Origin of the sequence: Methylobacter sp. Wu1 (genome assembly GCF_036553575.1) — a bacterium.
Taxonomy (GTDB): Bacteria; Pseudomonadota; Gammaproteobacteria; order Methylococcales; family Methylomonadaceae; genus Methylobacter.
In genome coordinates this window covers 58,574-83,993 of sequence record NZ_JAZHOC010000053.1, presented here as the reverse complement: position 1 = coordinate 83,993, position 25,420 = coordinate 58,574, and the positions used below count along the sequence as shown (strand labels likewise).

The 25,420-nt window shown below is 51.9% G+C and carries 27 protein-coding genes; 6 read left to right on the top strand and 21 right to left on the bottom strand.

Annotated features, from left to right (window positions below; translation table 11 throughout):
- Positions 1-616: 616 nt before the first annotated feature.
- Positions 617-970, top strand: coding sequence for a cupin domain-containing protein (locus V2P20_RS10030; RefSeq protein ID WP_331818062.1), 354 nt, complete (start codon positions 617-619; stop codon positions 968-970).
- A 76-nt stretch (positions 971-1,046) separates the two neighbouring features.
- Here the strand turns inward: V2P20_RS10030 and V2P20_RS10025 are convergent, their stop codons facing one another.
- The 6 genes from V2P20_RS10025 to V2P20_RS10000 all read right to left on the bottom strand — a co-directional run bounded on the left by V2P20_RS10025 (position 1,047) and on the right by V2P20_RS10000 (position 7,956).
- Positions 1,047-2,270 carry an aminotransferase class I/II-fold pyridoxal phosphate-dependent enzyme gene (locus tag V2P20_RS10025; protein ID WP_331818061.1) on the bottom strand — a complete coding sequence of 408 codons (1,224 nt, stop codon included), beginning with the start codon at positions 2,268-2,270 and terminating at the stop codon, positions 1,047-1,049.
- Between the two features lie 10 nt (positions 2,271-2,280).
- A complete protein-coding gene (locus tag V2P20_RS10020; RefSeq protein WP_331818060.1) occupies positions 2,281-3,237 on the bottom strand; it encodes an L-threonine 3-dehydrogenase in 957 nt (318 codons plus the stop codon).
- Between the two features lie 127 nt (positions 3,238-3,364).
- A complete protein-coding gene (locus V2P20_RS10015; RefSeq protein ID WP_331818059.1) occupies positions 3,365-4,531 on the bottom strand; it encodes a lipocalin-like domain-containing protein in 1,167 nt (388 codons plus the stop codon).
- On the bottom strand, positions 4,531-7,053 hold the full coding sequence (locus tag V2P20_RS10010; protein ID WP_331818058.1) for an FtsX-like permease family protein: 2,523 nt from the start codon (positions 7,051-7,053) through the stop codon (positions 4,531-4,533). Before V2P20_RS10010 ends, V2P20_RS10015 begins: the two co-directional genes overlap by 1 nt.
- Complete coding sequence (locus V2P20_RS10005; protein ID WP_331818057.1) at positions 7,037-7,735, bottom strand: ABC transporter ATP-binding protein; 699 nt, start codon at positions 7,733-7,735, stop codon at positions 7,037-7,039. Before V2P20_RS10005 ends, V2P20_RS10010 begins: the two co-directional genes overlap by 17 nt.
- 29 nt (positions 7,736-7,764) lie before the next feature.
- On the bottom strand, positions 7,765-7,956 hold the full coding sequence (locus V2P20_RS10000) for a hypothetical protein (RefSeq protein WP_331818056.1): 192 nt from the start codon (positions 7,954-7,956) through the stop codon (positions 7,765-7,767).
- 139 nt (positions 7,957-8,095) lie between these two features.
- On the opposite strand from V2P20_RS10000, the gene V2P20_RS09995 reads away from it, so the two are divergent.
- The gene (locus tag V2P20_RS09995) at positions 8,096-8,674 is read left to right on the top strand and encodes a hypothetical protein (protein ID WP_331818055.1); all 579 of its coding nucleotides are present in this window, start codon (positions 8,096-8,098) and stop codon (positions 8,672-8,674) included.
- A 30-nt stretch (positions 8,675-8,704) separates the two neighbouring features.
- Here V2P20_RS09995 and V2P20_RS09990 read toward each other — a convergent pair whose 3' ends face one another.
- Complete coding sequence (locus V2P20_RS09990) at positions 8,705-9,091, bottom strand: hypothetical protein (protein WP_331818054.1); 387 nt, start codon at positions 9,089-9,091, stop codon at positions 8,705-8,707.
- 335 nt (positions 9,092-9,426) lie between these two features.
- Between V2P20_RS09990 and V2P20_RS09985 the strand changes: the two genes are divergently transcribed.
- Complete coding sequence (locus V2P20_RS09985) at positions 9,427-9,948, top strand: DUF1264 domain-containing protein (RefSeq protein WP_331818053.1); 522 nt, start codon at positions 9,427-9,429, stop codon at positions 9,946-9,948.
- Positions 9,949-9,982: 34 nt separating this feature from the next.
- On the opposite strand, the gene V2P20_RS09980 is transcribed toward V2P20_RS09985, so the two are convergent.
- From V2P20_RS09980 to V2P20_RS09960, 5 genes are all read right to left on the bottom strand, one after another.
- Positions 9,983-10,174, bottom strand: a complete 192-nt coding sequence (locus tag V2P20_RS09980; protein WP_331818052.1) for a type II toxin-antitoxin system VapB family antitoxin — start codon at positions 10,172-10,174, stop codon at positions 9,983-9,985.
- A gap of 266 nt (positions 10,175-10,440) precedes the next feature.
- The gene (locus V2P20_RS09975; RefSeq protein WP_331818051.1) at positions 10,441-10,833 is read right to left on the bottom strand and encodes a type II toxin-antitoxin system VapC family toxin; all 393 of its coding nucleotides are present in this window, start codon (positions 10,831-10,833) and stop codon (positions 10,441-10,443) included.
- Complete coding sequence (locus V2P20_RS09970) at positions 10,826-11,068, bottom strand: AbrB/MazE/SpoVT family DNA-binding domain-containing protein (protein ID WP_331818050.1); 243 nt, start codon at positions 11,066-11,068, stop codon at positions 10,826-10,828. The genes V2P20_RS09975 and V2P20_RS09970 overlap by 8 nt, the downstream gene beginning before the upstream one ends.
- A gap of 199 nt (positions 11,069-11,267) precedes the next feature.
- A complete protein-coding gene (locus V2P20_RS09965; RefSeq protein ID WP_331818049.1) occupies positions 11,268-11,675 on the bottom strand; it encodes a HigA family addiction module antitoxin in 408 nt (135 codons plus the stop codon).
- Positions 11,647-11,964 carry a type II toxin-antitoxin system RelE/ParE family toxin gene (locus V2P20_RS09960; protein WP_331818048.1) on the bottom strand — a complete coding sequence of 106 codons (318 nt, stop codon included), beginning with the start codon at positions 11,962-11,964 and terminating at the stop codon, positions 11,647-11,649. The genes V2P20_RS09965 and V2P20_RS09960 overlap by 29 nt, the downstream gene beginning before the upstream one ends.
- Positions 11,965-12,269: 305 nt before the next feature.
- On the opposite strand from V2P20_RS09960, the gene V2P20_RS09955 reads away from it, so the two are divergent.
- Entirely contained in the window at positions 12,270-12,722 is a 453-nt protein-coding gene (locus V2P20_RS09955; RefSeq protein WP_331818047.1) for a prepilin-type N-terminal cleavage/methylation domain-containing protein, read from the top strand.
- 255 nt (positions 12,723-12,977) lie between these two features.
- Positions 12,978-14,483 carry a hypothetical protein gene (locus tag V2P20_RS09950; RefSeq protein ID WP_331818046.1) on the top strand — a complete coding sequence of 502 codons (1,506 nt, stop codon included), beginning with the start codon at positions 12,978-12,980 and terminating at the stop codon, positions 14,481-14,483.
- A gap of 246 nt (positions 14,484-14,729) precedes the next feature.
- Here V2P20_RS09950 and V2P20_RS09945 read toward each other — a convergent pair whose 3' ends face one another.
- Positions 14,730-15,233: a CinA family protein gene (locus V2P20_RS09945; protein WP_331818045.1), complete on the bottom strand. Its 504-nt coding sequence runs from the start codon at positions 15,231-15,233 to the stop codon at positions 14,730-14,732.
- Between the two features lie 38 nt (positions 15,234-15,271).
- On the opposite strand from V2P20_RS09945, the gene mutS reads away from it, so the two are divergent.
- On the top strand, positions 15,272-17,839 hold the full coding sequence (gene mutS / locus V2P20_RS09940) for a DNA mismatch repair protein MutS (protein WP_331818044.1): 2,568 nt from the start codon (positions 15,272-15,274) through the stop codon (positions 17,837-17,839).
- Between the two features lie 222 nt (positions 17,840-18,061).
- On the opposite strand, the gene V2P20_RS09935 is transcribed toward mutS, so the two are convergent.
- The 8 genes from V2P20_RS09935 to tsf form a co-directional block, all read right to left on the bottom strand.
- Positions 18,062-18,784 carry a DsbC family protein gene (locus V2P20_RS09935; RefSeq protein ID WP_331818043.1) on the bottom strand — a complete coding sequence of 241 codons (723 nt, stop codon included), beginning with the start codon at positions 18,782-18,784 and terminating at the stop codon, positions 18,062-18,064.
- A gap of 152 nt (positions 18,785-18,936) precedes the next feature.
- Positions 18,937-20,289: an RIP metalloprotease RseP gene (rseP, locus tag V2P20_RS09930; protein ID WP_331818042.1), complete on the bottom strand. Its 1,353-nt coding sequence runs from the start codon at positions 20,287-20,289 to the stop codon at positions 18,937-18,939.
- Between the two features lie 8 nt (positions 20,290-20,297).
- Positions 20,298-21,485: a 1-deoxy-D-xylulose-5-phosphate reductoisomerase gene (gene ispC, locus V2P20_RS09925; protein WP_331818041.1), complete on the bottom strand. Its 1,188-nt coding sequence runs from the start codon at positions 21,483-21,485 to the stop codon at positions 20,298-20,300.
- Positions 21,482-22,354, bottom strand: coding sequence for a phosphatidate cytidylyltransferase (locus V2P20_RS09920; protein ID WP_331818040.1), 873 nt, complete (start codon positions 22,352-22,354; stop codon positions 21,482-21,484). The genes ispC and V2P20_RS09920 overlap by 4 nt, the downstream gene beginning before the upstream one ends.
- 27 nt (positions 22,355-22,381) lie before the next feature.
- A complete protein-coding gene (locus tag V2P20_RS09915; protein WP_331818039.1) occupies positions 22,382-23,149 on the bottom strand; it encodes an isoprenyl transferase in 768 nt (255 codons plus the stop codon).
- Between the two features lie 13 nt (positions 23,150-23,162).
- Complete coding sequence (gene frr, locus V2P20_RS09910; RefSeq protein ID WP_194969049.1) at positions 23,163-23,720, bottom strand: ribosome recycling factor; 558 nt, start codon at positions 23,718-23,720, stop codon at positions 23,163-23,165.
- 10 nt (positions 23,721-23,730) lie between these two features.
- Positions 23,731-24,444 carry a UMP kinase gene (gene pyrH / locus V2P20_RS09905; protein ID WP_194969050.1) on the bottom strand — a complete coding sequence of 238 codons (714 nt, stop codon included), beginning with the start codon at positions 24,442-24,444 and terminating at the stop codon, positions 23,731-23,733.
- Between the two features lie 62 nt (positions 24,445-24,506).
- Positions 24,507-25,391, bottom strand: a complete 885-nt coding sequence (gene tsf / locus V2P20_RS09900) for a translation elongation factor Ts (protein ID WP_331818068.1) — start codon at positions 25,389-25,391, stop codon at positions 24,507-24,509.
- Positions 25,392-25,420: the final 29 nt, after the last annotated feature.

Genomic DNA, 25,420 nt, shown 5'->3' with positions numbered 1-25,420 from the left:
TTCATCATAAGCCCTATGACGCAACCTTCTTTCTCGATCATCGTTTATGAAGATGTTTAAATCGACAACTACGTTTTATCTAATATTAAACCTGAATTTTTACAAAAAAGTGAACAGCATGCCTGCAAAAGCGCGGATGTAACCATAAAAGCTGTCATACATATAAGACGATCATAATAATAAAAACCCTCACTCAGATTGGATATACAGTTACCTTAAAATTTATAATAAAATTTTATCCCTATTTTTTAGTCAGCCTATTGATTTATGTCAAAATAAGGCAAATAGTTACAGCCATACGCACTTGATACACTGCGCAAAGGCCCGGCAAGCGAATCTGTAATTGGCTATACCGGAAGCGACCTGTTTGTATTGGTCTCTTTCATCCAGCCATTAACAATATCCTGGACTTACCGGCGCTGAATACCGAAGATAGCCTGTCTAAACCGATTATAGCCGGGCAAGCTCAAACAGATGCCGAAATAACTGGAAACTTGTAGCAGCAAACCGATCCAAATCCGCTTCAACCTGCAAAACTGATTCCTTTAACACATAAAAAAAACGAGGCAAGCACATGATCAAAATTCAGACTATTACCCGCGCTGGACTAACCTTGATGTCACTGACAGCACTATTCGCCGGGCACATGAATACGGCCTCGGCGGAAGAAAAGCCGGCATTAGGCAGAACCGTGCTATTGGAAAACAAGGTGGAACTGCCCAGCAAAAACATCAATGCCAGGACAATACGAGTCACCTTCCCGCCCGCTTCTAAAACGCCCGAACATACGCATGAAGGCCCAGGCCCCCGCTATGTAACCAAGGGCAGGCTGAAAGTGACCGAGGGCGGCAAAACCCATATTTATTCCGCTGGCGACGTGTTCTGGGAATCCGGCGAATTAATGTCGGTAGAGAACGCAGGAAAAGTGCCAGCCGAAGTGATCATTTTTGAAATGGTGCCGACCGAATAAAAGCCAGCAAGGGCGACTTTAGCCGCCCTTCCCCCAATAGAGATGTTTTAGGCAAAGCCGTACCTGCATTGAAGCGCTATTGTTTAAACTCGGCCAGCACAGCCAATAAATAATCCATATCCTTTTCGGTATGCTCAGCCGATACCTGCAGCCTGATTTCCTGCTCGCCTTTCGGCACGACCGGATAATTGAGCCCCGTAGCCAGAATCTGATGCGCGAATAAGTGTTCCACCAAAGCCGTGGTTTTTTCCGTATCTCTGATCAGAATGGGCACGATAGGATGCTCGCCGGGCAGGGTTTCAAAACCCAACTGTTCCAGCCCGATCCTGAGCCGTGCGCTCAGACTGCGCAATTTCTCCAGCAGATGCATGCCTTCCGGACTGTCTGCAATATCCAGCGCAGCCATGGCCGCGGCCGCCTCGGCCGGCGTGATCGGATTCGAATAGATATATAAAGGCGCGGTTTCGCGCAGATAGGCAATGACGGCCGAGCTCGCAGCCACATAGCCGCCGTTCACGCCGAACGACTTGCCGAGCGTGGCAATCAGGATATCGGCCTTGCCACCGGTATATTCTTCGGTGCCGCGCCCGGTCCGGCCGAAAGCGCCGACCCCGTGCGAATCATCGACAACGGTGATAATGCCCTCGTCATAGTCGGCTTCATGGCGCCGGCAGCAGGCGCTGATCAGGTCAAGCGCCGCATGATCGCCGCGCATGCTGAAAATGCCGTCCGTCACGACGCAGACGCGCCTGACCTGGCCTTTATTGGCTTCCAGAATGCGCTCCAGCGCATCGATATCGGCATGTGCGTAAACTTCTTTCCTGACCGGATGCGACAGACGAATAGCATTGATGATGCAGTTGTGGTTCAACGCATCGCTGACGACCAGCGTCTCGTCAGAGATAAACTGCGGCAGAACGCCGATCATGGTCGCGTAGGCCGCGCTCATGATCATGGCGGCCTCGCGCCCGTGAAATTCGGCCAGCTTTTTCTCCAGTTCGACATGCGGCCGGTAAGTGCCGCTGATGAAGCGCACCGCGCCGGGTCCCGTACCGAATTTTTCCGCCGCTTCAGCTTCTGCCTTAATTAGCCCAGAATGCCCAGTCAAGCCCAGATAGGAATTGGAATTCATGCGCAGAAACGCCTGATCCGCGCAGCCTTCCAGAAAATAGCGCGGACCGAAACCATCCGCGGCCGCTTGCCGGCCGATAATGATTTTCTCATCGCCCTTGCTTATGCCCTGCTCTTGCAACTGAGTTAATTTCGCGTTGAATAACTGCTCGATTTTTGTCAGCGACATAAATGCCTCCTTAGCCTTTACCCAGTTTGACCGCTATTTTCTCCAGCATATCCTCGACCATCTTCGGCAGACCGAAACGCGGCCGCCAGCCCCATTCCGCACGCGCGGCACTGTCGTCCATATGCCGAGGCCAGGAATCGGCGATCGCCTGACGCACCGGGTCGATACGGTAACCGATGGTAAATCCGGGCAGATGCTTCTGTATTTCCGCCGCCAGCTGCCGCGGCGTAAAACTCATGGCCGTGATATTGAAGGCATTGCGGTGGCGCAGCTTTCGGCCGTCCGCCGTCATTAACCAAATAGCAGCATCGATCGCATCGGGCATATACATCATGTCCAGTTGCGTGTCGGCATCAAGAAAACAATCGTAATGCCCGCTTTTGACGGCCTCGTAAAAAATATCCACGGCATAATCCGTCGTGCCACCGCCCGGCAGCGCGACGTTCGATATCAGCCCTGGATAGCGCAAGCCGCGCGTGTCGACGCCGAAACGGCGATGATAATAATCGCACAGCAGTTCCCCTGAAACCTTGGTAATGCCGTATAAAGTGGCAGGGCGCTGGATCGTATCCTGCGGCGTATCGACAGCGGGCGTGCCGGGCCCGAAAGCGCCGATGGAACTGGGAAAAAATACGGCGCAGCCATGCACGCGCGCTGCCTCCAGCACGTTAAGCAGACCGTTCATGTTGATGTCCCAGGCCAACTGCGGCTTTTCTTCCCCGACCGCGGACAATAGCGACGCCAGGTGAAAAATCGTATCGATTTGGTAGTCTTCGACGACCTGACGCAATACCGAAGCGTCGCGCACATCGAAACTGCAATAAGGCCCCGACTGCTGCAACTTGCTGAGCGGCGGCCTGCCATGCCCGGCCGCCAGGACATTATCCGCGCCGAACCGATCGCGCAGAGCCATTGTCAATTCGGAGCCTATCTGGCCTGTAGCCCCCGTCACTAAGATCTTTTTCATAGCCATCCTCGCTGTTCTTATATTTTTTGTTCATTAGCGGGTAGGCTGGATTGATAAAACCGGCATTTCGGAGTTGCCCGCGCCGGGTTTCCGCTAAAGCTTCAACCCAGCCTACATGTAATGCATATTAGTACCCTGTCAACTCGACATAGCCCTGGCCTGAAACCGGCCTGCCATTTTTTGTCCCTTTGACGCTGACCGCGCCTTCCCAATACCTGACGCTGACATTGAGTTCCTGGTCGTTTATCAGCGGCGCGACATCAAGCTCAAGCCGCTGGCCCGGCACGCTCAGGCGCCACAATGACGGATAGCGGATCTTCGAATGCGGGCTCGTCCAGGTAGCCAAAACTTCGACCGCAGCATCCTGCGCCTTAAGCGGCACTTTGACATTGTCGGCCAGCACGATGGAACCGGAACTGTTGCGATCGACCCTGCCATCCTTGCGCCTGAGCTGGTAAAACATCAATTCGCTGCCATCGGAGAGCTGCAGCGAGAACCAATCCCATCCAGCCTGCTCCTTAGACAATGAACTCGTGCTCCATTCCCTGTCCATCCAACTATTGCCAGTTACCGAAAACAGAGTATCGCCGATGCGCACGCTGCCCTCGGTCGCCAGCCGGGTATAGGAATAATAATACGAGGCGTTGCCGGGTTCATCACTTTTCCGGCTCAGGCCGCCCTCGCCTTGAAAAACCGGCCTCTTCATGGGCGTCAGCATAAAATCGATGGCGAATTCATCGCTTTTCGCGGACAGGCGCAACGGAAAATCCGTGCTATCCCGGGCCGAAGCCGACCAGTCATAAAGCCAGACCTGATACTGCTTATCGGAGGCGCCGGCCAGGCCATTGGCGGCGCGGCTGAAACGCTCGTCGGTATAAAAACGGTTTTTCTCGGCATCGGTCAGGGTCAGATGAGCCATATAGACCTGATTGCTTCGCCAGGCCGACTTTGATGCCGGCGCGTCAGGGCTCAATGCAAAGCGGAAAAACGTCAGTTCATAGCCGAACCTGCGCCCTTCGGCACTGCTCAGGTTGCCGGTGAAGTACCACCATTCGGTCCGGTATTGATCGTGCGCGCCATGATCGAGAGGAAACGAGAACTTGCGCGGCTTTAGAGCCCTTGCAAAGCCTTTGTCGCTTTCAGACAATACATTGCTGAAGACATCGTCTTTTTTCGACAAAGTTTTACCGAAAGACTTGTCAGGAACCGGTCCGAGATCGAACGGGAATTTGACAGGCAGCCACCAGAGGACCGCCAGCACTATGAGCAAACTTAAAAAAATCAGCTTTTTCATCACTCGTTCCGCAACGCTTCGGCCGGCCGGGTCCGCGCCATTTTCAGCGCCGGCAGGACGCCCGCCAGCAAAGCGGCGCCAAACGCCAGCGCCAGCCCTTGATAAACAACGGACACATTGGCATAAAAAGCCATTGTCCAGCCGAACGAACGCAAGTAAATGACGAAAATCAGCACATACGCGACAACATAACCGACCGGCACGGCAAACAGGCCGGCCACCAGTCCCATCAGCCCGGTTTCGCCGATGATCAGCGCCGTCAGTTGCATCGGCGTGACGCCTATGGCACGCAACACGCCCAATTGCCGCGTGCGCTCGAACTGCAAGGCCATCAGGGCGCTGAAAACGCCGACAAATGCGATGATGGCCGACAGCCAGCGCAAGGTTTCCGTAATCGTGAACGTCTGTTCGAACAAGCCCATCGATGCCTCATAAATCGCCCGGTTCGATTGTATCGACTGCGGCGGTTTAAGCCACTGGCCGATCTGGTCTTCCAGCCGTTTCAGGTCCACGCCGGGTTTGGCGTAAACGCCGATGCCCGAATAGCCCAGGTCGGGCCAGTAGCGCTCATAATTGCGCCGGCTCATCACCAGATGCCCCTGGTCGCTGTAATCGGCTTCAACCGCGATCACCTCAAAAGGCTGCTGACTTTTTTCCGTGCGCAGCATAATAGTCTGGCCGACTTTGACGTCATGGTGATACGCATAAGGTTCCGTGACAATAACCGTCTGTTCGCGCTCGAACCGGTCCCAAACCGGGCCGGCCGCCTGCTTGAAAACAAAGCCGCGCCGGGCCTGGGGATTCAACTCATACACCGATACTTTGGTAAGCGCATCATTGGCGATCAGGTTCACAGCCAGCAAACTGCTCAGCATCTGCACATCGGCGTGTGCGGCCAGTTTTGCTTTCAGGCGATGAGCTTCGGATGCGGAAGCCGGCGTCTTCTCGGCCGGCAACGCCACATACAAATCGGCGCGCAGCGCGCCTTGCAGCCATTCCTGCACCGTGTGGCGAAAACTGCCTATCATCAGATCCATGCCGATCGTCGCCGCAACGGCCATCATCAGCGCCGCAATAGCGATGCCGGTCCGGCTGATCTCGGCCGATACCATGCGAGCCGGCAAGCGCCCCAAAACGCCTGAAATACGCCCGAACACGCGCTCGACCAATTTCATGACCATCAGCGTGAAAACCGGCGTCAGCAAGGCGAAGCCGAACAGCAACAGGAAAATGCCGATCAACCCTAACGAAATACTTTTACCTGACCACAACGCCAGCGCCAATCCTGCCAGTATGAACAAGCCGCCCGCCATGCCCGTCACTTTGATCAGCCGGCGCACGCCCGATTCCAGCTGCGACCTGATCAGCACCGTCGTCGGCGGCAAGCGCGTCGCTTCCAAGGCGGGCGACAACACGGCCAGCAAGGTCGCTCCTAGCCCCAGCAGGATGCCTTTGCCCAATTGCACGGGCGTGATCATTAAAGAAGCCGCATCGAGACGGAAGTAAACCGCATTGATGGTGCCCGAGATCAGATGCAGCAAGCCCTGAGCCAGCAGGATGCCAAGCGCGATGCCGATCGCCGTGCCGGCTGCCGCCAGCCAGAAGGCTTCATTGATAATCAATTGAAAGATCTGCCGCCGCGTGACGCCCAGGGCGCGCAAACTGCCGATCAGGCGCCGGCGCTGCACGACCAGAAACGTCATCGTGTTATAGATCAGGAACAGCCCGACCAGCAGCGACAGCAGCCCCAAGGCCTTCAGGTTGATCGAAAATGCGCGCGTCATCTCGCGCAGGGCTTGCGACTGGTCTTCTGCCGAAAGCAGCAAGGCATTGGCCGGCAATATCCGGCGTATCCGGGCCAGCGTATCGGATGCGTCTTTATCGATCAACGCATCGATGGAACTAAGCCTGCCATACAGGCCCAGCACTTCCTGAGCCGTGGCGATGTCGGTGATGACCATTCCCGACAGCGCCTGCTCTGAGATGGCCTGGGATGGCGACAACAGGGCGATGATTTTTAACCGGCGCTCGCCGTTGCCGGCCTCGACCGAGATTTCGTCATCGACTTTAAGATGCAGGCGCGCTGCCGTCTGCTCGCTGACCAGCGCCGTGCCGGGTTCGGCGATCAGGCGGGCAAGAAAGCCGACATCGCCGTACTGTTTTTGCCAGGCCGATTGAAAGGATTTCTCAACGAACGGATCGATGCCGATCAGCCTGAAGCTGTCATCGGACCGCCGCACATAACCGCTTACGATCGGCGACAACTGCTGTATGCCCTGCTCCACGCGCAGCCGAGTGTAGAGTTTTTCATCGAGGCCGCCGTCGCCGGCCGCGATGCGATGCGTTGCCGTCCCCGAAAAAGCCTTGCGTGTCTGGTCGAAGGAAGCCAGCGCGCTTTCCATCGCCAGTTCGATTGCAACCACAACCGCAACGCCCAAGGCAATGCCCAGAAGCGCCAGCACCAGTTGCCAGGGATGCCGCCAGAGAAAATTGCGGCTGGCCCGGTCAAGGACAGAGCTCATCAACCGGAACCAATGATTTATCGCGGATTGAGACGATGCGGTCGGCCTGACCGATGACTTCGCGGCTGTGCGTCGCCATGATCAGGGTCTTGCCGGCTTTTTTGACCAGCGTATCGAGTAGCGCCAGAACCTGGCTGCCGGTTTCCAGATCCAGATTGCCGGTTGGCTCGTCGGCCAGGATCAGGTCCGGATCGTGAACCAGGGCTCTGGCGATAGCGACGCGCTGCTGCTCGCCGCCTGACAGGCGGTCGGGATAAGTATCGTGACGGTCGGCAAGACCGAGCTTGTCCAGCAGCGCCGCGACTTTATCGCGGTCCGCCTGTGCCAAGGGCCTGATCAGTTCCAGCGGCAACAGCAGGTTTTCAGCCACGGTCAGGGTGGGGATCAGATTATAAGACTGGAAGATAAAGCCCAGATGATGACGACGGAACAGCGTGCGTCCGTGCTCGGAAAGCGCCGTGATATCGGTGCCGTTGATGATGACATTGCCGGCATCGGGAGGGTCGATGCCGCTGATCAGATTCAGCAAGGTCGATTTACCGGAGCCGCTGCGGCCGAGCAGCACGATAAACTCGCCACGGCTCACCTCCAGGGTCAGATCAGTGAAAATGCTATGCCGCCTGCCTGATTCCTCATAGCTTTTGCTCAGCTTTTGTATCGATATGGCCGCTTCTGTTGGCATAAAGGTAGCGCCTTGAATTCCCTCCGGCGCTAGGCCAGAAAATTGTCATCCCTTTTGGCAAGCTCGGCCTGCTCTTTCTTCTGGGTCCTGTGCATCAGGACAACGAAATAAAGCGCCAGCCCGCAAAGAATCCAGGCTTTGAGACGAAAAAGGAACATCATCTCGGCCAGCAGTGTCGGATGAGTGTGCAGATAAAGATTAATTGAATCGAAGATTTCCATTAAACCCTCCTATGCAAATCTCGTTAAAGCTTTAATAGAACTGATTTTGATCAAAGAATTCAAGATTAATTTCATTGCTGTAATATTTTGACGTTAGAATCAGAAACTTAGCAAAAACCTTGACCCGTCGAAATTGATTATGGAGAAGGAAAAAGAAATAACTTACCTGATGCCGAAAGGTCTCAGAAGATGGCGCCGATACAGCGATTTCTTTGCATACCCTGAAGATCGGGAGCTGGAAGAATTAAGAATCGTGCATTCGCTGAAAGCATCGCTGGAGGTAACGAATGTCGCCTTTTTTGACCAGCCCAGCACGCGGGGCCGAGGCAATGATCCGCCCGATTGCGAAGCCTTGCTGTTCGATGGCAGGCGACTGGGCGTCGAGGTGACGGAACTGGTCGATCCCGAGGCCATCATGGCCTATAAAAACGGCGTCCTCACGCAATGGGCCGAATGGGACGAAGACAAACTGATCAATTCGATCACGCGGCGCCTCAAAGCCAAGGACATCGCCAAAAATATCAAAGGCGGACCTTACGACACCTATATGGTGCTCATCCACACCGACGAGCCCATCCTCAATTTTGATTACACGTTCCCGATCCTGTCGGATCGTACATTCCGCTATTTCTCGGTTATAGACCGGGCCTTCCTGCTGATGTCCTATGACCCGAAATACCGGTGCTGTCCGTATATCGAGCTGAATATAGAAAACTAGGCCGTGTCGCCGCTGACAGCCGGCCGCTGCTTAAGGTTTCAGGCTGAAAACAATGCCGGCCCCATCGACGGTTTGCTGTTTCTCGCCTTCCGGGTCGTGCGTCATCACCGCGCCGCCATTCAGTTCCAGTGCCCGCTGCTTTTTCCTGGCTGCAAACAGATCCTGCCTGGCGGCATTCTGCCCGATCTTCTGTGCGGCGCTGTCAGCCATCTTGAACGGAATGGAAAGATCGAGCGGTTTTTGAAATTCGGCGGCATTGCCTGCATCCGCTGCCGGCGCGGCTGTTTTTTGGCCGGCTGATTTGCTGCGCTCGGCCTGATCCTGTTTTGCGCCGGCCTCGGCAATGGTTTCATGACCATACAGAAGAAGGCAGATTCCCATCATAAGATTCAATAACACTTTGCCGTAATTTTTCATCGTCCTATTGCCTCCAGCCATAAAGTCATGCCTTCAAAAAGGATTATATTACACTTAAAAATCGTGCCTGGATGTGACATTTAACGGCATGAAAAAACCAGGCTTAACAACTCGCTGGCTAGATTGACAAGCCCAGCATTTTCGAAGTTCCCTATGCTGGGTTTTCGCTAAAGCTCTAACCCGGCCAGCAGCCTGAAATCTTGAACAAACATTTCCCGCTTTAGTCCTAATTTTGTCAATAGCGCAAAGGTTCAAGAGCCTAATCTCAAGAAAGAGGTATTACGCCCTGTTTCCATCAGCCCCTCCCTGAGCAATCAGCCAAAGAGGAGATCCCCATGAAAAAACGGTTTTTTCTCATGACGACATGCACAGCAACACTCTTTGCCACTACCCTCCTGAACGCCGCAGATAAGCCGAAAACGCCGGCCGAAGGCTACAATATTCATGTCACCGCGCCGCACCGCCACGAAGACGGAACCGTGCACGGCCCCTATCACCATTATTGCAAACCGGTCAAACCCGAAATCCTGCAATGCATGATTTTCCTGTCGGACGACCCCAATGCCGAACTCGTCGAGATCGAATATTTCGTCGACCAGAAACTCGCGCGTTCCGGCGTGACGCTGGAGCAATGGAACAAGCATTTCCACGACCACAAGGTGGAAATCGCCTCCGGCCGCGTGCAGGTGCATGATGTGCCGCCCGAGAAAGCCAAGGAAATCGCCGATGCGGCCGCCAAGACCGACGGCATCATTTTCCATTTATGGCCTGAAGGCGCCAAGTTTCCGAATGGCGAGGTGTCTTTTCCGACCGCCGTCAGCCACAAGCCTGCGGATAAACTTGAAATACCGAAATAAAAGCTAATGTTCGATAGACTGCTAAAGTAGGCGCTTAAATGCCCTGACGGCGCGGAACCGGCTTTAATTCCGGTTGAGTCCCGCTCAACTGCGCCAGACAGCGGGCACTTTCGCGCTGCACCAATGCCCACAGCGCCTCGCGAATCAACGGGTTGCGTTCAGTCAAACCGCTAAGCTGCTGGACTTGCGCCAGAAGCTCGTCATCAATATTTATAGTAATTCTCATACAGCCTCCGAGAAAATCATCAATTGATGCTTAATCATGATATCTGATGGTACGCAGGTGTAGGGTCGAATTCATTCGACCCGGGACAACTTGAGATATACAGGCAGTGCGAATGAATTCGCACCTACGAGGACATATCCATGCAATGAAGTTACATCGTAAGTTGATTGAAAATCGGTTTAACAACCTATCGCTACCACAGCAAACGGGATAAAAAACTGCCCGTGCGAAACATCAGTTAATAGTCCACTAAACCTTTAGCTACATTAACGAAGCTGGATAATTTTGATATCTGTTTTCAGTTTATCCCACTGTTTATCAGCCGTAATAATGGAAAGATTCTTAATATGAGCCAATGCCAAACAAGCCCTATCCCCCAGTGACAAACCGAATTCCCTTGTGCTTATCCGCAACATGCCTGCTTGCCAAGCTTGTTGATCATCCAACGGCTCAACTTGTAATTCCAGATTTTCCATCACTATTTTTACTGAAGACTCCGGCAGCCCTGCTTCAAGCAATTTACCCACAACCTCGGCATAATTAACGGCGGATATAATGGCCCTGCCTTCTGACAAAACCGAATCCACTTTTTCACTGCCGTTTTCATCTTGAAGAAAGGCAAGTACAGCAGAAGCGTCCAAAACAACCTGCTTAGTCATTGGCCTCGGCCCGGCGCTCTTCAATCAACTGTTCGGCTAATGAAATATTACCCACACAAGCCTTTACAATAGCCTTAGCCTGTTTCAGGCGCTGCTTACGGGTTGAGATGTGCAATTCACCATCATGGTAGGACAATATCACCTGATCTCCGGAATGAATCCCCATTTTCCGACGAATTTCCGCAGGAATGACAATACGCCCCCCTGCCGAGACCTGAGCTGTAAATGCTGACATATTTTTAACCTCATGTTATTTTGACGCTAACGTGTCCAATATTATCATTAGTGACAAGCTCTTCATCATTTTCACTTTTCATTAAGGATTCGGCTAAAAACAACTTCCGATATCTCTTCAGATTAAGCCCATCCCTGTGAGAGCGATGCCTTTATGCCCTTTGGGTATACATCGCGATTTAAAATCGTCCGGCGCTGCATCAATCGGAAGTAGATGACAGACCCTTAGCATTAAAAGGATGGATAGCAGGCAAGACATCAGCCAATAAGCGTTTTGCTTTTTCTATGTCATAATCAAGCTGTAATCGTGTCCAAAAGTTGTCGCTCACGCCGAAAAAACGGGAAAGCCTAAGGCCGGTATCAACGGTAATGGAGCGATGGCCGGCAATAATTTCACCAATACGGCGTTGCGATACGCCGATTGATTTTGCAAGCCGGTATTGGGTAATACCCATAGGCTTCAAAAAATCTTCAAGCAGGATTTGACCCGGTGTTTGCATAGGGACATGTGCGGCATCAACATCAATAATGTCACTGTAATCCAGCTGTTTAATGTCTTCTATATGGATAGTCATAGGTTTAGTGGTAGTCGATAATTTCAACGTCATAAGCATTGCCATCCCGCCAAATAAAGCAAATGCGCCATTGGTCATTAACACGAATACTGTATTGGCCGATGCGATCGCCTTTTAGGGATTCAAGCCGATTGCCCGGCGGAACCCGTAAATCATCAAGTAAAGCCACAGCATGAAGTTGCTGAAGCTTTGAGCGTATTCGAACGCGAATATCGGAAGGAAATCGCTTAACAGGCAAACCTTGAAAAGCCGCAGCGGTTTCTTTATTGGCAAAGGTTTTAATCATGCAAAGGATAGTAACGACTGACGATACTACAGTCAAATAAGTTATTGCTTGCTCGAAAAAGCACCGCCCAACTAATGCGACTTTTTAGCAAACATGGAGTATACGAAGCTTTTACCTTAATTTTCTTTATGAACTGCGTGTTAATCAGACAGGCTGCCGCAAACTGACCATTTTTGTCACAGACTGACAAAGTCTGCCATTTTTAACGGTATTGCCAAATAGCCTTCCAACCCTTTCCTGCCGCTGAACCCCTGCAAAATCACGCTTCGCGCATTTTGGCACGGCCTTTGCATTATTACTGACGTAACTCTAACTTTCCATAGCAAAAAAGGAAAAGCACCATGAAAACTCAAATGAGAAAAGTACAACAAGGTTTTACCTTAATCGAATTAATGATCGTTGTTGCGATCATCGGTATTTTGGCGGCGATTGCTGTGCCCGCTTATCAGGAATATACATTAAAAGCTAAATTCTCAGAAGTTGTAAACGCCACTGCAGGCGTTAAAGCCGGTATTGAAATCTGTGTTCAAAATGGTGATTGTTATGACGGTGCTAATAAATCTATTATTAACGTCGCACTTGGTTATAACGGCCTCATTCCAGAAGCTCCTTCAGCTTCAACATATTTTTCTAATATAGCAGTTACTACTGCTGGTGCCATTACTGCAACAGCAACCTCTGCTGGCGGCTTAGCTGCTCAAACCTACACATTAACTCCAGCAGTGGGTTCGGATGGTAAATTAGTATGGACAAAAGGCGGAACTTGCTCGACTGATAAGCCAAAACTCTGCTAATAAGTCAGAGAGGGGGGTAGCATTTTCTATCCACAAGATTAAAAAGCTTAACCCGCATTTAATCATGATCAACCATCCAACTCTCGCCGGGTTGGGTGGTTTTTATTTGCGCCCTTCAGGTATTTTTATAGGTAAACCACGATCCGTTTCGCAAACCTAAAAAATATAGGAGTGATAATTCAAGCATAAAAATACAATCATGATAAAGATTGACTATAATTAGTCATTCTTAACAATATGTCTGTTCATATTTTTATGTCTGATTCTTATGCCCTCCCTTTTGAGCTGGATTCCGAGTCTGTAAACAACTGGCTGGCTGCATTGGAACCCTTATCAGTTAACAACAAAGTCAATCAGCTCTACACAATTATTAAAAAACTCAGCAACTCGGCTATTGAAGCCCCGGCGCTCTATTCAGTCCTGGATCAATTGGCGCCGGCCATTTTAATGGCGTCCAACAGCCTTGTGCACATAGCGACCAGCAACAAGGCCACCCATGCTGTCGATAAAACAAGAAAACTGGTTCATTTTTCCATCCAGCTTACCAAAACGCTCTGTTTCGCTTATTGCAGCATCAGCAATGACAGCGCGCTGACCAAAGCACAGCAAGCTTCAATTATTCATAAAGCCATGCAGCTGGCCTGCCTGCTGATAAGGCGCAACGCTGTGTTTTATGAAGCGCCTGATACCGCGCTCTGGGCAAAAATCAGCGAGCTTTACCTGAACGCCAAAGCGCTCGATATCCTTGATCTGGATATTCAGGATACTGATTCAAGCCTGAACCGGCAACTGACTATTGAAGCAGTCCTGAAACAGGTACTGCTGTTCTCCATCTGCAACGCCTACGATTTTTCCCCTTCGGAAATTGCCGATATCTTTCACGCAACCGGGAAGCTCTGCCGTTTGCTGACACTGGATACTAACCCTTCCGAATCTTCATTTTTCTGTTGGCATCCTGATTCGCTTGCAGCCCCACAATACATCGATCCCTATAGAACGAATGACGGAGTCCTGTATATCAATACAACCGGCCTCATTCGCTACTTTGAGTCAAATACGGCGCATCTGCCGCATTACCAAACCTTCCTGTCGACATTGAACCGGCTGACCGCTTATGAGCCGATCCGAGAATCGGCCGACCCTGCTAATCCCACTGTATGCGATATGGCCATAGGAACGGCATGGGTGGCCCAATTGCTGAAAATGCTGATCAACAGATATCGTATTCTTGAACTGAGCGGGGCCTTGGAAGAGCAATCGGAACCAGCCGAGCTGGAACTCGAGCCGATGGAAGACGGGAAAAATACCTTTGGTTTTATCACAACCAAATTTCTGAAAGACGAACGGCCAGCGTTTATTATCAAAACCAGGGCCTTTAAAACCGACAGTCCCGGCTTTTATATGGCCAAGGTCAGCCAGGATTGCGCAATCGGTGAACCGCTGGTTTTCATACAGGAGAATAAAAAACCGCTGCTGGCGATTGTCCGCTACCTGCGCATCGAGTCCGTGATGAACCTGAAGCACATACTGCTGGAAATACTGCACGGCGATGTTTACCCGATTGAAATCAATGAAAAAGAAGGGTTCATCATCAAGCGCGCCGGCGGCAAAACCGAATTCCTTCTGTCTCCCGATAATTACAGGACAGGAACTTGCTTTGCCATCGATAAGAGATTGGTAAACGGAACCTTTTGCATAGATAAATTTATTGAATCCACGCCGCACTTTATGCGTTTTCAGGTTAGCCGTATTGTCGACTGACAATAATTGTCGGGGTTGCTGCCGACAACATTGATTTAACTCAAAGAAAGGGTAGCCGATCGACCTGCGTGTAGGTGCGAATTCATTCGCACTGCCTGTCTATCTCGGTTGTCCCAGGTCGAATGAATTCGACCCTACATCGCTTCATATCAGTCGAATAAATTCGACTCTACAAATGCGTCATATTAGCCAAGTTGCCACTGATTGATTGGCGATAATTGCCGGATCGACTCTCGTCGACCCAGCCTAATCCTTTGCCGCCAACATCAATTTATAGTCGGCTATGCCCTCGATAGCCATTTTTACCGTTTGCCGCCTTATTTGCTGCCGATCTCCGGCAAATAGCTTTTTTATTATCTCGCAGCCGCCGTCTTTGTATTGCCAGGCGATAAAAACCATGCCAACAGGTTTCTCCGGCGAGCCGCCATCGGGCCCTGCTATGCCGGTCACGGCGCAGGCACAGTCCGCATCGCTGTTTTCCAGTGCGCCCAGCGCCATTTCCATTGCCGTTTCGGCGCTGACAGCCCCGTATTTATTCAGCGTTTCCTGCTTGACGCCCAGCATCTGCACTTTTGATACGTTGCTGTAGGCCACAAAACCCCGGTCAAACCAGGCCGAGCTGCCAGGCACTTCGGTGATGGCCTGGGCGATCCAGCCGCCGGTGCAGGATTCGGCCGTGGCGATTTTTTTTCCGCCGGCTTTCAGTGAGCGGCCCAGTTGTTCAGCCAGTTCAAATAATTCGTGATCCATGATGGTGACTCCCCTGCGACTTCGGATAAAATAGGCACATGAGTATAAATCAAAATTCCGCTACCCCACACACACCGATGATGCAGCAGTATCTGCGCATCAAGTCCAATTATCCCGATACGCTGGTTTTTTACCGCATGGGGGATTTTTACGAACTTTTCTATGACGATGCCAAGAAAGCGGCGCAGCTGCTGGACATTACCCTGACCAGCCGCGGGCAGTCGGCCGGCACGCCAATCGCCATGGCCGGCATTCCTTACCATGCGGCCGAAGGCTATATCGCCAGACTGCTGCGCAACGGCGAATCCGTAGCGATCTGCGAGCAGATCGGCGATCCTGCGGCTTCGAAAGGCCCCGTCGAGCGCAAGGTGGTGCGCATCGTCACGCCTGGCACGGTCACGGACGAGGCCCTGCTCGAAGACCGGAAGGATAATCTGCTGGTCGCCGTCTGCGTTCTGAATCATCAATTCGGCATCGCCACGCTGGACCTGACCAGTGGCCGTTTTATCCTGCAACAGGTTGAATCCGAGGACCAGCTGCTCGGCGAAATCGGACGCCTGAATCCTGCCGAGCTGTTGTTCAGCGAAGACTGGCCATTGCCGGCCGCCATCAAGCAGCGCAGCGGCCTGTGCCGCCGGCCGCCCTGGCATTTCGAGACCGAAAGCGCGCGGCAGCTGGTGTTGAAGCAGTTCAACACGCATGATCTGAAAGGTTTCGGCTGCGAGCACATGCCGGCCGCCATCGCCGCCGCCGGCGCCCTGCTGCAATACGTCAAGGACACGCAGCAAGGCGCGCTGCCGCACATTCAGGGCATACGCATTGAGAACAGCGACGACAGCATCGTGCTCGATGCGGCCAGCCGCCGCAATCTGGAACTGGACTCGCACCCGTCCGGGCAACTGCAATACACGCTGTTCGGCGTGCTGGACAAGACCGCTACGGCCATGGGCAGCCGCTGCCTGCGGCGCTGGATAAACAGGCCTTTGCGCAATCATGCCATACTGAAAGACCGCTACGCCTGCATCGCTACCTTATTGGATGGCCAGCTGTACCGCGATGTGCAGGCCCAGCTTCGGCAAGTCGGCGATATTGAAAGGATCAGCTCGCGCATTGCACTGAAGTCGGCGCGGCCCCGGGATTTGATCGTCTTGCGCAATACGCTGGCGGTGCTGCCTGCCCTGCAGCAGGTGCTTGCTGCGAGCGACAATCCGCAATTAACGCTGTTAAGGGAAAAAATCGGCGAGCAGCCGGTGATGCTGCAACTGCTGAACAAGGCCGTCATCGATAACCCGCCCGTTCTGATCCGCGACGGCGGCGTGATCGCGCCGGGCTATAGCCGGGAACTCGATGAACTGCGCAACCTGAGCCAGAACGCCGACCAGTTTCTGATTGATATGGAGAATCGGGAAAAAGCCGCGACCGGCATCGCGAACCTGAAAGTCAATTACAACCGCGTGCAGGGTTACTATATCGAGATTTCACGCCTGCATGCCGAAAAAGTGCCCGGCCATTACATCCGCAAACAGACCCTGAAGGGCGTCGAGCGCTATGTGACGGAAGAGCTGAAAGCGTTTGAGGATAAAGTCCTCAGCGCGCGCGAAAAATCGCTGGCCTTCGAGAAGTCCCTGTACGAGGAACTGCTTTCGATCATCGCCGCCTCCCTGATCCCGCTGCAGGCGTGCGCCGCCGCGCTGGCCGAACTCGATGTGCTGGTCAATTTTGCCGAGCGCGCCGATACGCTGAATCTGTCCGAACCGGCACTGGTCGACGAGCCCGGCATCCATATCGAGGCCGGCCGACATCTGGTGGTCGAGCAGGTGTCCGATATTCCGTTTGTGCCCAATGACCTGTCGTTTTCCGGCCAGCGCCGCATGCTGATCATCACCGGCCCTAACATGGGCGGCAAATCCACTTATATGCGCCAGGCGGCGCTGATCGTCCTGATCGCGCATATCGGCTGTTATGTGCCGGCCAAGGCGCTGACCTGCGGCCCTGTCGACAAGATTTTCACGCGCATAGGCGCTTCCGATGATCTGGCCAGCGGCCGCTCGACGTTTATGGTGGAAATGTCGGAGACGGCGAACATCCTGCACAATGCCACCTCGAAAAGCCTGATTTTAATGGACGAAATCGGCCGCGGCACGAGCACGTTCGATGGCCTGTCGCTGGCCTGGGCCTGCGCCGATTATCTGGCCAAGGAAACGAAGGCGTTTACGCTGTTCGCCACGCATTATTTCGAGCTGACAACGCTGGCTGACGAGCAGGACACCATCCACAATGTGCATCTGGATGCCATGGAACACGGCGACCGGATTATTTTTCTGCATGCGGTCAAGGAAGGGCCGGCCAATCAGAGTTACGGCCTGCAGGTGGCGTCCCTGGCCGGAGTGCCGCGTTCGGTGATCGATAAGGCCAAAGCCAAATTACAGCATCTGGAAAACAATGCCTATATAGAGCAGCAGGCGGAAACCGGGGTTAATCAGCTGGATCTGTTTTCGGCCAAGGAGTGCCATCCTGCCGTGTGTTTGCTGGAGGATATGAATCCTGACGAGTTCAGTCCGCGTCAGGCTTTGGATTTGCTCTACCGGCTCAAGGAAATGGTGTAGGCTGGATTGATAAATCCGGCATTTGGAGTCCCCTAGGCTCTGTAGGGTACGCATCGCGTACCTTTCCGGACTTGCGGTGTGCCGGAAAGCCCCGAATAGGTACGCGATGCGTCCCCTACAGTGGATTTCGCCTTGATTTTGGCAGGGCAGCGGGTAGGCTGGGTTGGTAAACCCAGCACTTCGAAGTCCTTTATGCCGGGCTTACGCTAACGGCCAGCCATGCTATTTCGGATTCGCTTCGCTTTCCAGAGCCTCGGCCAATTGCTTAGCCGGCATATAGCCCGGATAGATCGTGCCTTTTTCGGTGACGATCATCGGCGTGCCTCTGGCTTCAAATTCTGCGCCGAGCTGCATGTGCTCGTCGACCGGATTGTCGCAGGTCTTGACGGCCGGCGTTCCGCCTTTTTTGGCTTCTGTCAGCGCCGCATTGCGGTCTTCAGAACACCAGACGGAAACGGCTTTGTTGTAGGAATCCGAACCCTTGCCGGCTCTCGGGAAAAACAGGTATTGGATCTGGATGCCCTGGGCCATGTACTGATCGATTTCCGAATGCAGTTTACGGCAATAGCCGCAATCGATGTCGGTAAAAACATACACTTTGTATTTAGCTATCTTCGGCTTGAACACGATCATTTTATCCTGGCCGAGTTTTTCAAGAGCCTGTTTGCGCGTGTTGCCTAATTTTTCTTCCGTCAGGTCGGTACGCTTCGCTACATCGATTAGATGGCCCTGCAGTAAATATTTGCCGTCATCAGAGACATAAAAAATATTCGCGCCGATTGCAACCTCATAGAGACCTTTTATCTCGGAAGGTTTGACGGAATCGATTTTTACTTCAGGCATGGACGTTGAGAATGCCTGCCGGATGGCATTTTCATCTGCCTGAGCGACAGGCAAGGTCAGGCCGAATAGTGATAGTGCGGCAATCTTGATAACTTTTTTCATGGTCTTCTCGTTTTTTTCCTTTGCATTGTAGGGTACGCATTGCGTACCTCTCTTTTAACGTTCCGGTGAATTATATATAAAGGTATTTACGGGGGCGGATATTGGCCGAAGTCAGGTTGCCGCATAGCATCAGTTATTAAACAGTAATTTTATTATTGAAACAAACGCCCAATATCCAGAATCATGGCGAATACCATTAGAAAAAACAGCAAGGCCATGCCAATCTGTTGAAAGAAAAGTTGTGCTTTTTCCGGAACAGGACTGCCTTTAATGGCTTCTATGCCGAAAAACATTAAATGCCCGCCATCCAGCACCGGTATAGGCAACAGATTGAGCACGCCGAGACTGACGCTCACCAAGGCAAGGAATTTCAGGAAATGGGTTAGACCCATCGTGGCAGACTGTCCGGCAAACTGGGCAATACTGATGGGGCCGCTTAAATTTTCAACAGAAGCCTTGCCGACCAGCATTTTGCCCATCATTTTCAAGGTTGAGACGGAATAATAATAAGCTTTTTCGAAAGCGGCAGGCACTGCCTGGAGCGGCGATAAGGAATATTCGGCACGCATGGAATCCGTCAGACCTTCCGGCACCTGGACGGACGCGCCGATTTTTCCTTCAGTCTTCTGTCCGGACGTGACGCGCTTAGGCGTCAGCGTTATCGGCATGCGTCTGTCATCGCGTTCGATAATCACCTTGACCGCTACGCCGGGATGGCTTTTTACATACTCCACCCACTGCATCCAGTCATTGATTTCAGTACCGTCAGCGCTGATGATCAGGTCGCCTGTCTGAAAGCCGGCTTCAGATGCCGCGCCATTGGCGAGCACTTGCCCTATGACCGGCTTCAGTTTTGGCGTCCAGGGTTTAAAACCCAATCGCTTATATAAGACATCAGGATCGGTGCTATCTTTTTCTGGAATCCTCAAAATTTTGGTGCTTTGCGCATCTTCAAAATTTCTGACTTTGACTTCTACTTGCTCTCCGCTATCGAGTGCGGAAGCGACCAAAACGCTCAAGGCTTCGGCCCAGGTCGGCGTCGCTTTGCCATTGACGGAGATGATCTCGTCGCCTTCTGCAAAGCCAGCCTCTGCCGCCAGCGTGCCCTGTTCCACCGGACCGAGCACCGGTTTTATGCCGACTTCGCCGATGACCAATACGCTCCAGAACAAAACAACGGCAAGCATCAGGTTAAACACGGGCCCTGCCGCCACGATGGCCGCTCTTGTCAGCACCGATTGCTGATTAAAGGCATAAGGCAGATCCTCTTTTTTGACCTCGCCCTCGCGTTCATCGACCATTTTGACATAACCGCCCAGCGGAATGGCCGATATGACATACTCTGTTGACTCAGGATCTTTCCGGTAGGACCACAATACTCTGCCGAAACCTACGGAAAACCTGAGCACTTTGACTCCGGCTCTGCGGGCTACCCAAAAGTGCCCAAATTCATGAAATGAAACAAGAATACCGATAGCAATGATGAAATAAAACAGAGTATGCATGAAGTCCTTTAACCAATAAGCTCGTCAATAATTTTATTAGACAACTTTCTGGCTTGTTTATCCACGTCCAGAATAATTTCCAGACTGTCGGCCGGTTTGACTTCAAATTGCTGCATGCAGCGCTCAATGATGACCGGAATATCGGTAAAGCGCACGCGCTCATTCAAAAAAGCGTCCACCGCTATTTCATTGGCGGCATTCAATACGGTCGGCATAATCCCGCCGGCATTGATGGCCTCATACGCCAGACGCAGGCAGGGAAAGCGCTCCAGATTCGGCTCCTGGAAATCCATGCGGCGGACTTCGAAAATATTCAGCGGCTCCACGCCGGATTCGAACCGTTCCGGCCAAGCCAGGGAGTGGGCGATAGGAACGCGCATATCAGGATTGCCCATCTGCGCCAGCACAGTACCGTCCACATAATCGACCATTGAATGGATGACGCTTTGCGGATGGATGACTACCTGTATTTGGTCCGGGGTCATATTGAACAGAAGACAGGCTTCGATCATTTCCAGACCTTTGTTCATCATCGTGGCCGAATCGACTGAAATTTTCTTGCCCATGTCCCAATTGGGATGAGCGACCGCTTGAGCCGGCGTCACATGCGGCATTTGTTCCAGCGGCATCTCGCGGAACGGGCCGCCCGAAGCAGTGAGCAGGATGCGTCTGGCCTGCTTGGCCCGCACCCCGGTTTTATAACCGGCCGGCATACACTGGAATATTGCATTGTGCTCGCTGTCGATCGGCAGCAACTGCGCCCCCGAATCAGCTATGGCCTGCATGAAAATATCGCCGGACATGACCAGCGCTTCTTTATTAGCCAGCAATACGGTTTTGCCGGCCTTTGCCGCAGCCAGGCTGGGCAGCAGTCCCGCCGCGCCGACGATAGCCGCCATGACCGAATCGACGTTGTCCAGCGTGGCAACATGCTCCAACGCATGGGCGCCGGACAGGACTTTAATGTCCGGGACCGGTGAATTCTTAAGCTTGTCCTTGAATGCCTGAACCTTGGCCTCATCAACAATAACGACGTATTCAGGGCGATGCGCCAGACATTGTTCGTACAAGGTATCGGTATTGGTATTGGCCGTTAAGGCGACGACCTTGTAAAGATGGGCATGCCTGGCCACCACATCCAACGTACTGACGCCGATCGAGCCGGTCGCTCCGAGTATGCAAATGCCTTTCTTCATGCCACTAACCCAGACATCAGGAAAATACCGGCATAGAAAAACGGCGCTGCGGCAATGAGGCTGTCGATGCGATCCAAAATGCCGCCATGTCCCGGCAGGATGGAACCGCTGTCTTTTACGCCGCGCTGGCGCTTGGCGAGGCTGAAAAACAAATCGCCATAAATGGAAACCAGGACCGTCAATACGGACAGCAGAATGAAGTCCGATGCGATCATAAAGTTATAACCATAGAACAGGCTTAGAGCAACGGCGCAAACCACACCGGCTATTAAAGCGCCATACATGCCGGCTACTGTCTTGCCGGGGCTGATTTCAGGCGACAGCTTGGTTTGCCCGTATTTCTTGCCGATGAAGTAGGCTGCAATATCGGCGGCCCAGATCAGGAGCAGGAAATAAAGCACCATTCCCTCGCCCCATATGGCTCTCAGCCGGCTCAAAAACAACCAGGCCGACAATAAGACGAACCAGCCGATCAGCGCTTTATAACGCGTTCCCATCTGCAGTTTCAACATCTCCGACGGTCTGCTCCTGATCAGTATCATGGCCAGTATCCAGAACAGTACCGGCGGGATAACCAGCCATTCCAGCGCACCCGAATAACTCCTGACTTCGGGCCAATCGAAGCTTTGCGCAATCAGCTCGAGGAAATAGGTCCAGAAATGAAGGCCCAGCATCGGCAGAACCAGCGCCAGTAACAACAAGCCCCGCTTCAACGGTGATCTGATGCCTGCCAGATTGCTCCATTCCCAGGCGGCAACCAAAATGATCAATCCTAAAACTAATGAAAAATACTCCGAGGGCAACTGGAACACAGCCAGTACGACCAAAAGAGCCAATATTGAGGCGGTTATAATTCGCTGCAGTAACATTTTATTAATTATTGTGATTATTAAGATTTAGAAGGTGACGGCTTTATTAAGCACCTGCTCCCCGGTATGGCCAAACCGCCGCTGCCGGCTTTTAAAGCTCTTAATAGCGTCTTCAATTGAATCCTGGTCGAAATCCGGCCAGAGTGTCGGTGTAAAATACAGCTCCGTATAGGCTAATTGCCACAACAGAAAATTACTGACACGTTGCTCGCCGCCTGTTCTGATAAACAGATCGGGCTCGGGCAGGTCAGCAGTGGATAAATACCGTTCGATCAGCTTTTCATTGATCTCCTGGTTTTCCAGTTCGCCGGCCGCTATTTTTTCAGCCACTTTCCGGAAGGCCTGACACATATCCCAGCGACCTCCGTAGTTTGCCGCCACAACAAGGGTTAAGCCCTTGTTGTCCTTTGTCCTCGCCTCTCCTTCGGCAATTTTAGCCTGTAATTTTTCTGGAAATGCCGTTCTGTCGCCGATAAACCGCAAGCGGATATCGTTACGGTGCAGTTTGTCGATTTCCCGCTGCAGCGTAGTGATAAACAAGCTCATCAGCATGGAAACTTCTTCTTGCGGACGTCGCCAGTTCTCGCTGCTGAAAGCGAACAGGGATAAAACCTCAATCTCCTGTTTGGCGCAGTATTCGACGACTTTTCTGACGGCCTTGACGCCGGCCTGATGCCCCATAGGGCGCGGCATAAATCTTTTCTGTGCCCAGCGGCCATTGCCATCCATAATGATGGCGATATGGCGCGGCTTGTTATTATCTGATTCTAAACTGTTGGAATCATCAGCTGACATTGCTAAATCTCAGTTAAATTGACAGCAGATCTGCCTCTTTGGCTTCCAATAATTTTTCCACTTCCTTGATATATTGATCGGTCAATTTTTGGATTTTCTCTTCAGCAGCGCGCGCTTCATCTTCGGAAATCATTTTTTCCTTCAATGCGTCCTTTATTTCCGAATTGGCATCACGGCGAATATTTCTGATCGCCACACGGCCATTCTCCGCTTCATGCCTGACCACTTTAACGAGATCGCGACGGCGCTCTTCAGTCAGCGGCGGCAATGGAATGCGGATAGTCATGCCGGTGGTATTCGGGTTCAAACCGAGATCCGACTTCAAAATCGCTTTTTCGATCGCCTGCACCATGGTCTTTTCCCATGGCGTGATAGTTAAAGTACGTGCATCTTCAACAGCAATATTGGCAACCTGCGATAACGAAGATTCTGTACCATAGTAAGAAACAGTTATCTGTTCCAATAGGCTCGGATGCGCCCTACCCGTTCTTATTTTTGAAAATTCATGCCTTAACGCTTCTATGCTTTTGCCCATGCGGGTTGCGGCATTCTGTTGAATATCACTTATCATTATATGTTCCTCATTGAATAAGAGACCCTATCTCTTCACCCATCATCAGTTTCATGACGGCGCCTTTCTCAAACACATTCATGACGCGCATCGGCAGATTATTGTCCCTGCATAGTACCAGCGCAGTCGCATCCATGACGTTCAGGCGCTGATCCAGGGCTTCATCATACGTTAATCGAGGATAAAATACGGCATCTTTTACTTTCTCAGGATCTGCCGAATAGACGCCTTTGACCTTAGTCGCTTTAATCATCAGTTGCGCGTTGATTTCAATCGCTCTGAGGCTGGCTGCCGAATCGGTGGTAAAAAAGGGATTGCCCGTTCCGGCTGCAAAAATCACCACGCGGCCTTTTTCCAAATGCCTCACGGCCCGGCGGCGAATATAATCTTCGCATACCTGATTGATTTTCAAGGCTGACATGACTCGAACCTGCTGACCTAAATGCTCGAGTGCATCCTGCATGGCCAATGCATTGATGACCGTGGCCAGCATACCCATCTGATCGCTGGTCACCCGGTCCAGCCCTTCCGAAGCTTTGTCAGCGCCGCGCAGTATATTGCCGCCACCTATGACCAAGCCAACCTGGATACCTACATCACATAAATCTTTAATTTCCGTGGCAAGACGCTTGACAATATCTGAATCGATACTGCCGCCTGTCTCGCTCATCAGCGCCTCACCGCTTAATTTAAGTAAAATTCTCTGGCAAATCAGCTTAGTCATATTCAACCGGGTATTAATATTTATTAGCACAAAGTCCCCCGGCCGGTAGCCGGGGAATTTTCTTAACTGCCTCTAACTTGAGCCATAACCTCTTCGGCAAAGTTTTCTTCTTTCTTTTCAATGCCTTCGCCTACTTCAAAGCGTGCGAAGCGAATAACGCTGTTGCCTTTTGAGGCGACCAGTTTGCCGACGGTAGTTTTATCGTCTTTAACAAATGGCTGGCCCAGCAAAGTGATTTCGGCCAAAAATTTGCTGATGCGGCCGCCAATCATTTTCTCGATGATTTCTGCCGGCTTTCCGCTTTCTGCCGCTTGAGCCGAGAAAATTTCTTTTTCTTTCTCAATCAGTTCCGCAGGCACTTGATCTTCAGAAACACATTCCGGTTTGCTTGCGGCAATATGCATTGCGATATCTTTGCCTAACTCGCTGTCAGATTTTGCTAATTCAACGATGACGCCGATTTTGCTGCCATGCAGGTAGGATGCAGTACCGCCTTGCTCTGTATGGTACTTTACAAAGCGTCTAATGGTAATATTTTCACCCAATTTTGCAATCAAGCTGCGACGCACGTCATCGACAACGCTGCCGTCGGCCAATTTCATGGACTGCAATTGCTCGTCCGTTTCAACATCGGAAGTCAACAAAGCCGCTGTTATATTGTTGACAAAGTTAACAAAATCTTCACCTTTGGCAACGAAATCGGTTTCGCAGTTAACATCCACCATAACCGCTGTTTTCGCATCATCGCTGACCTTTATACCGATAACGCCTTCAGCGGCAGTGCGGCCTGATTTTTTATCGGCTTTGGCTAAGCCGGATTTACGCATGTTCTCAATGGCCAGTTCCATGTCGCCATTGGCTTCTGTTAACGCTTTTTTGCATTCCATCATGCCGGAACCGGTTCTCTCGCGCAGTTCCTTAACCATTGCTGCAGTAATACTCATTATTTTTCCTCACTGTTCGTACTATAAAAACG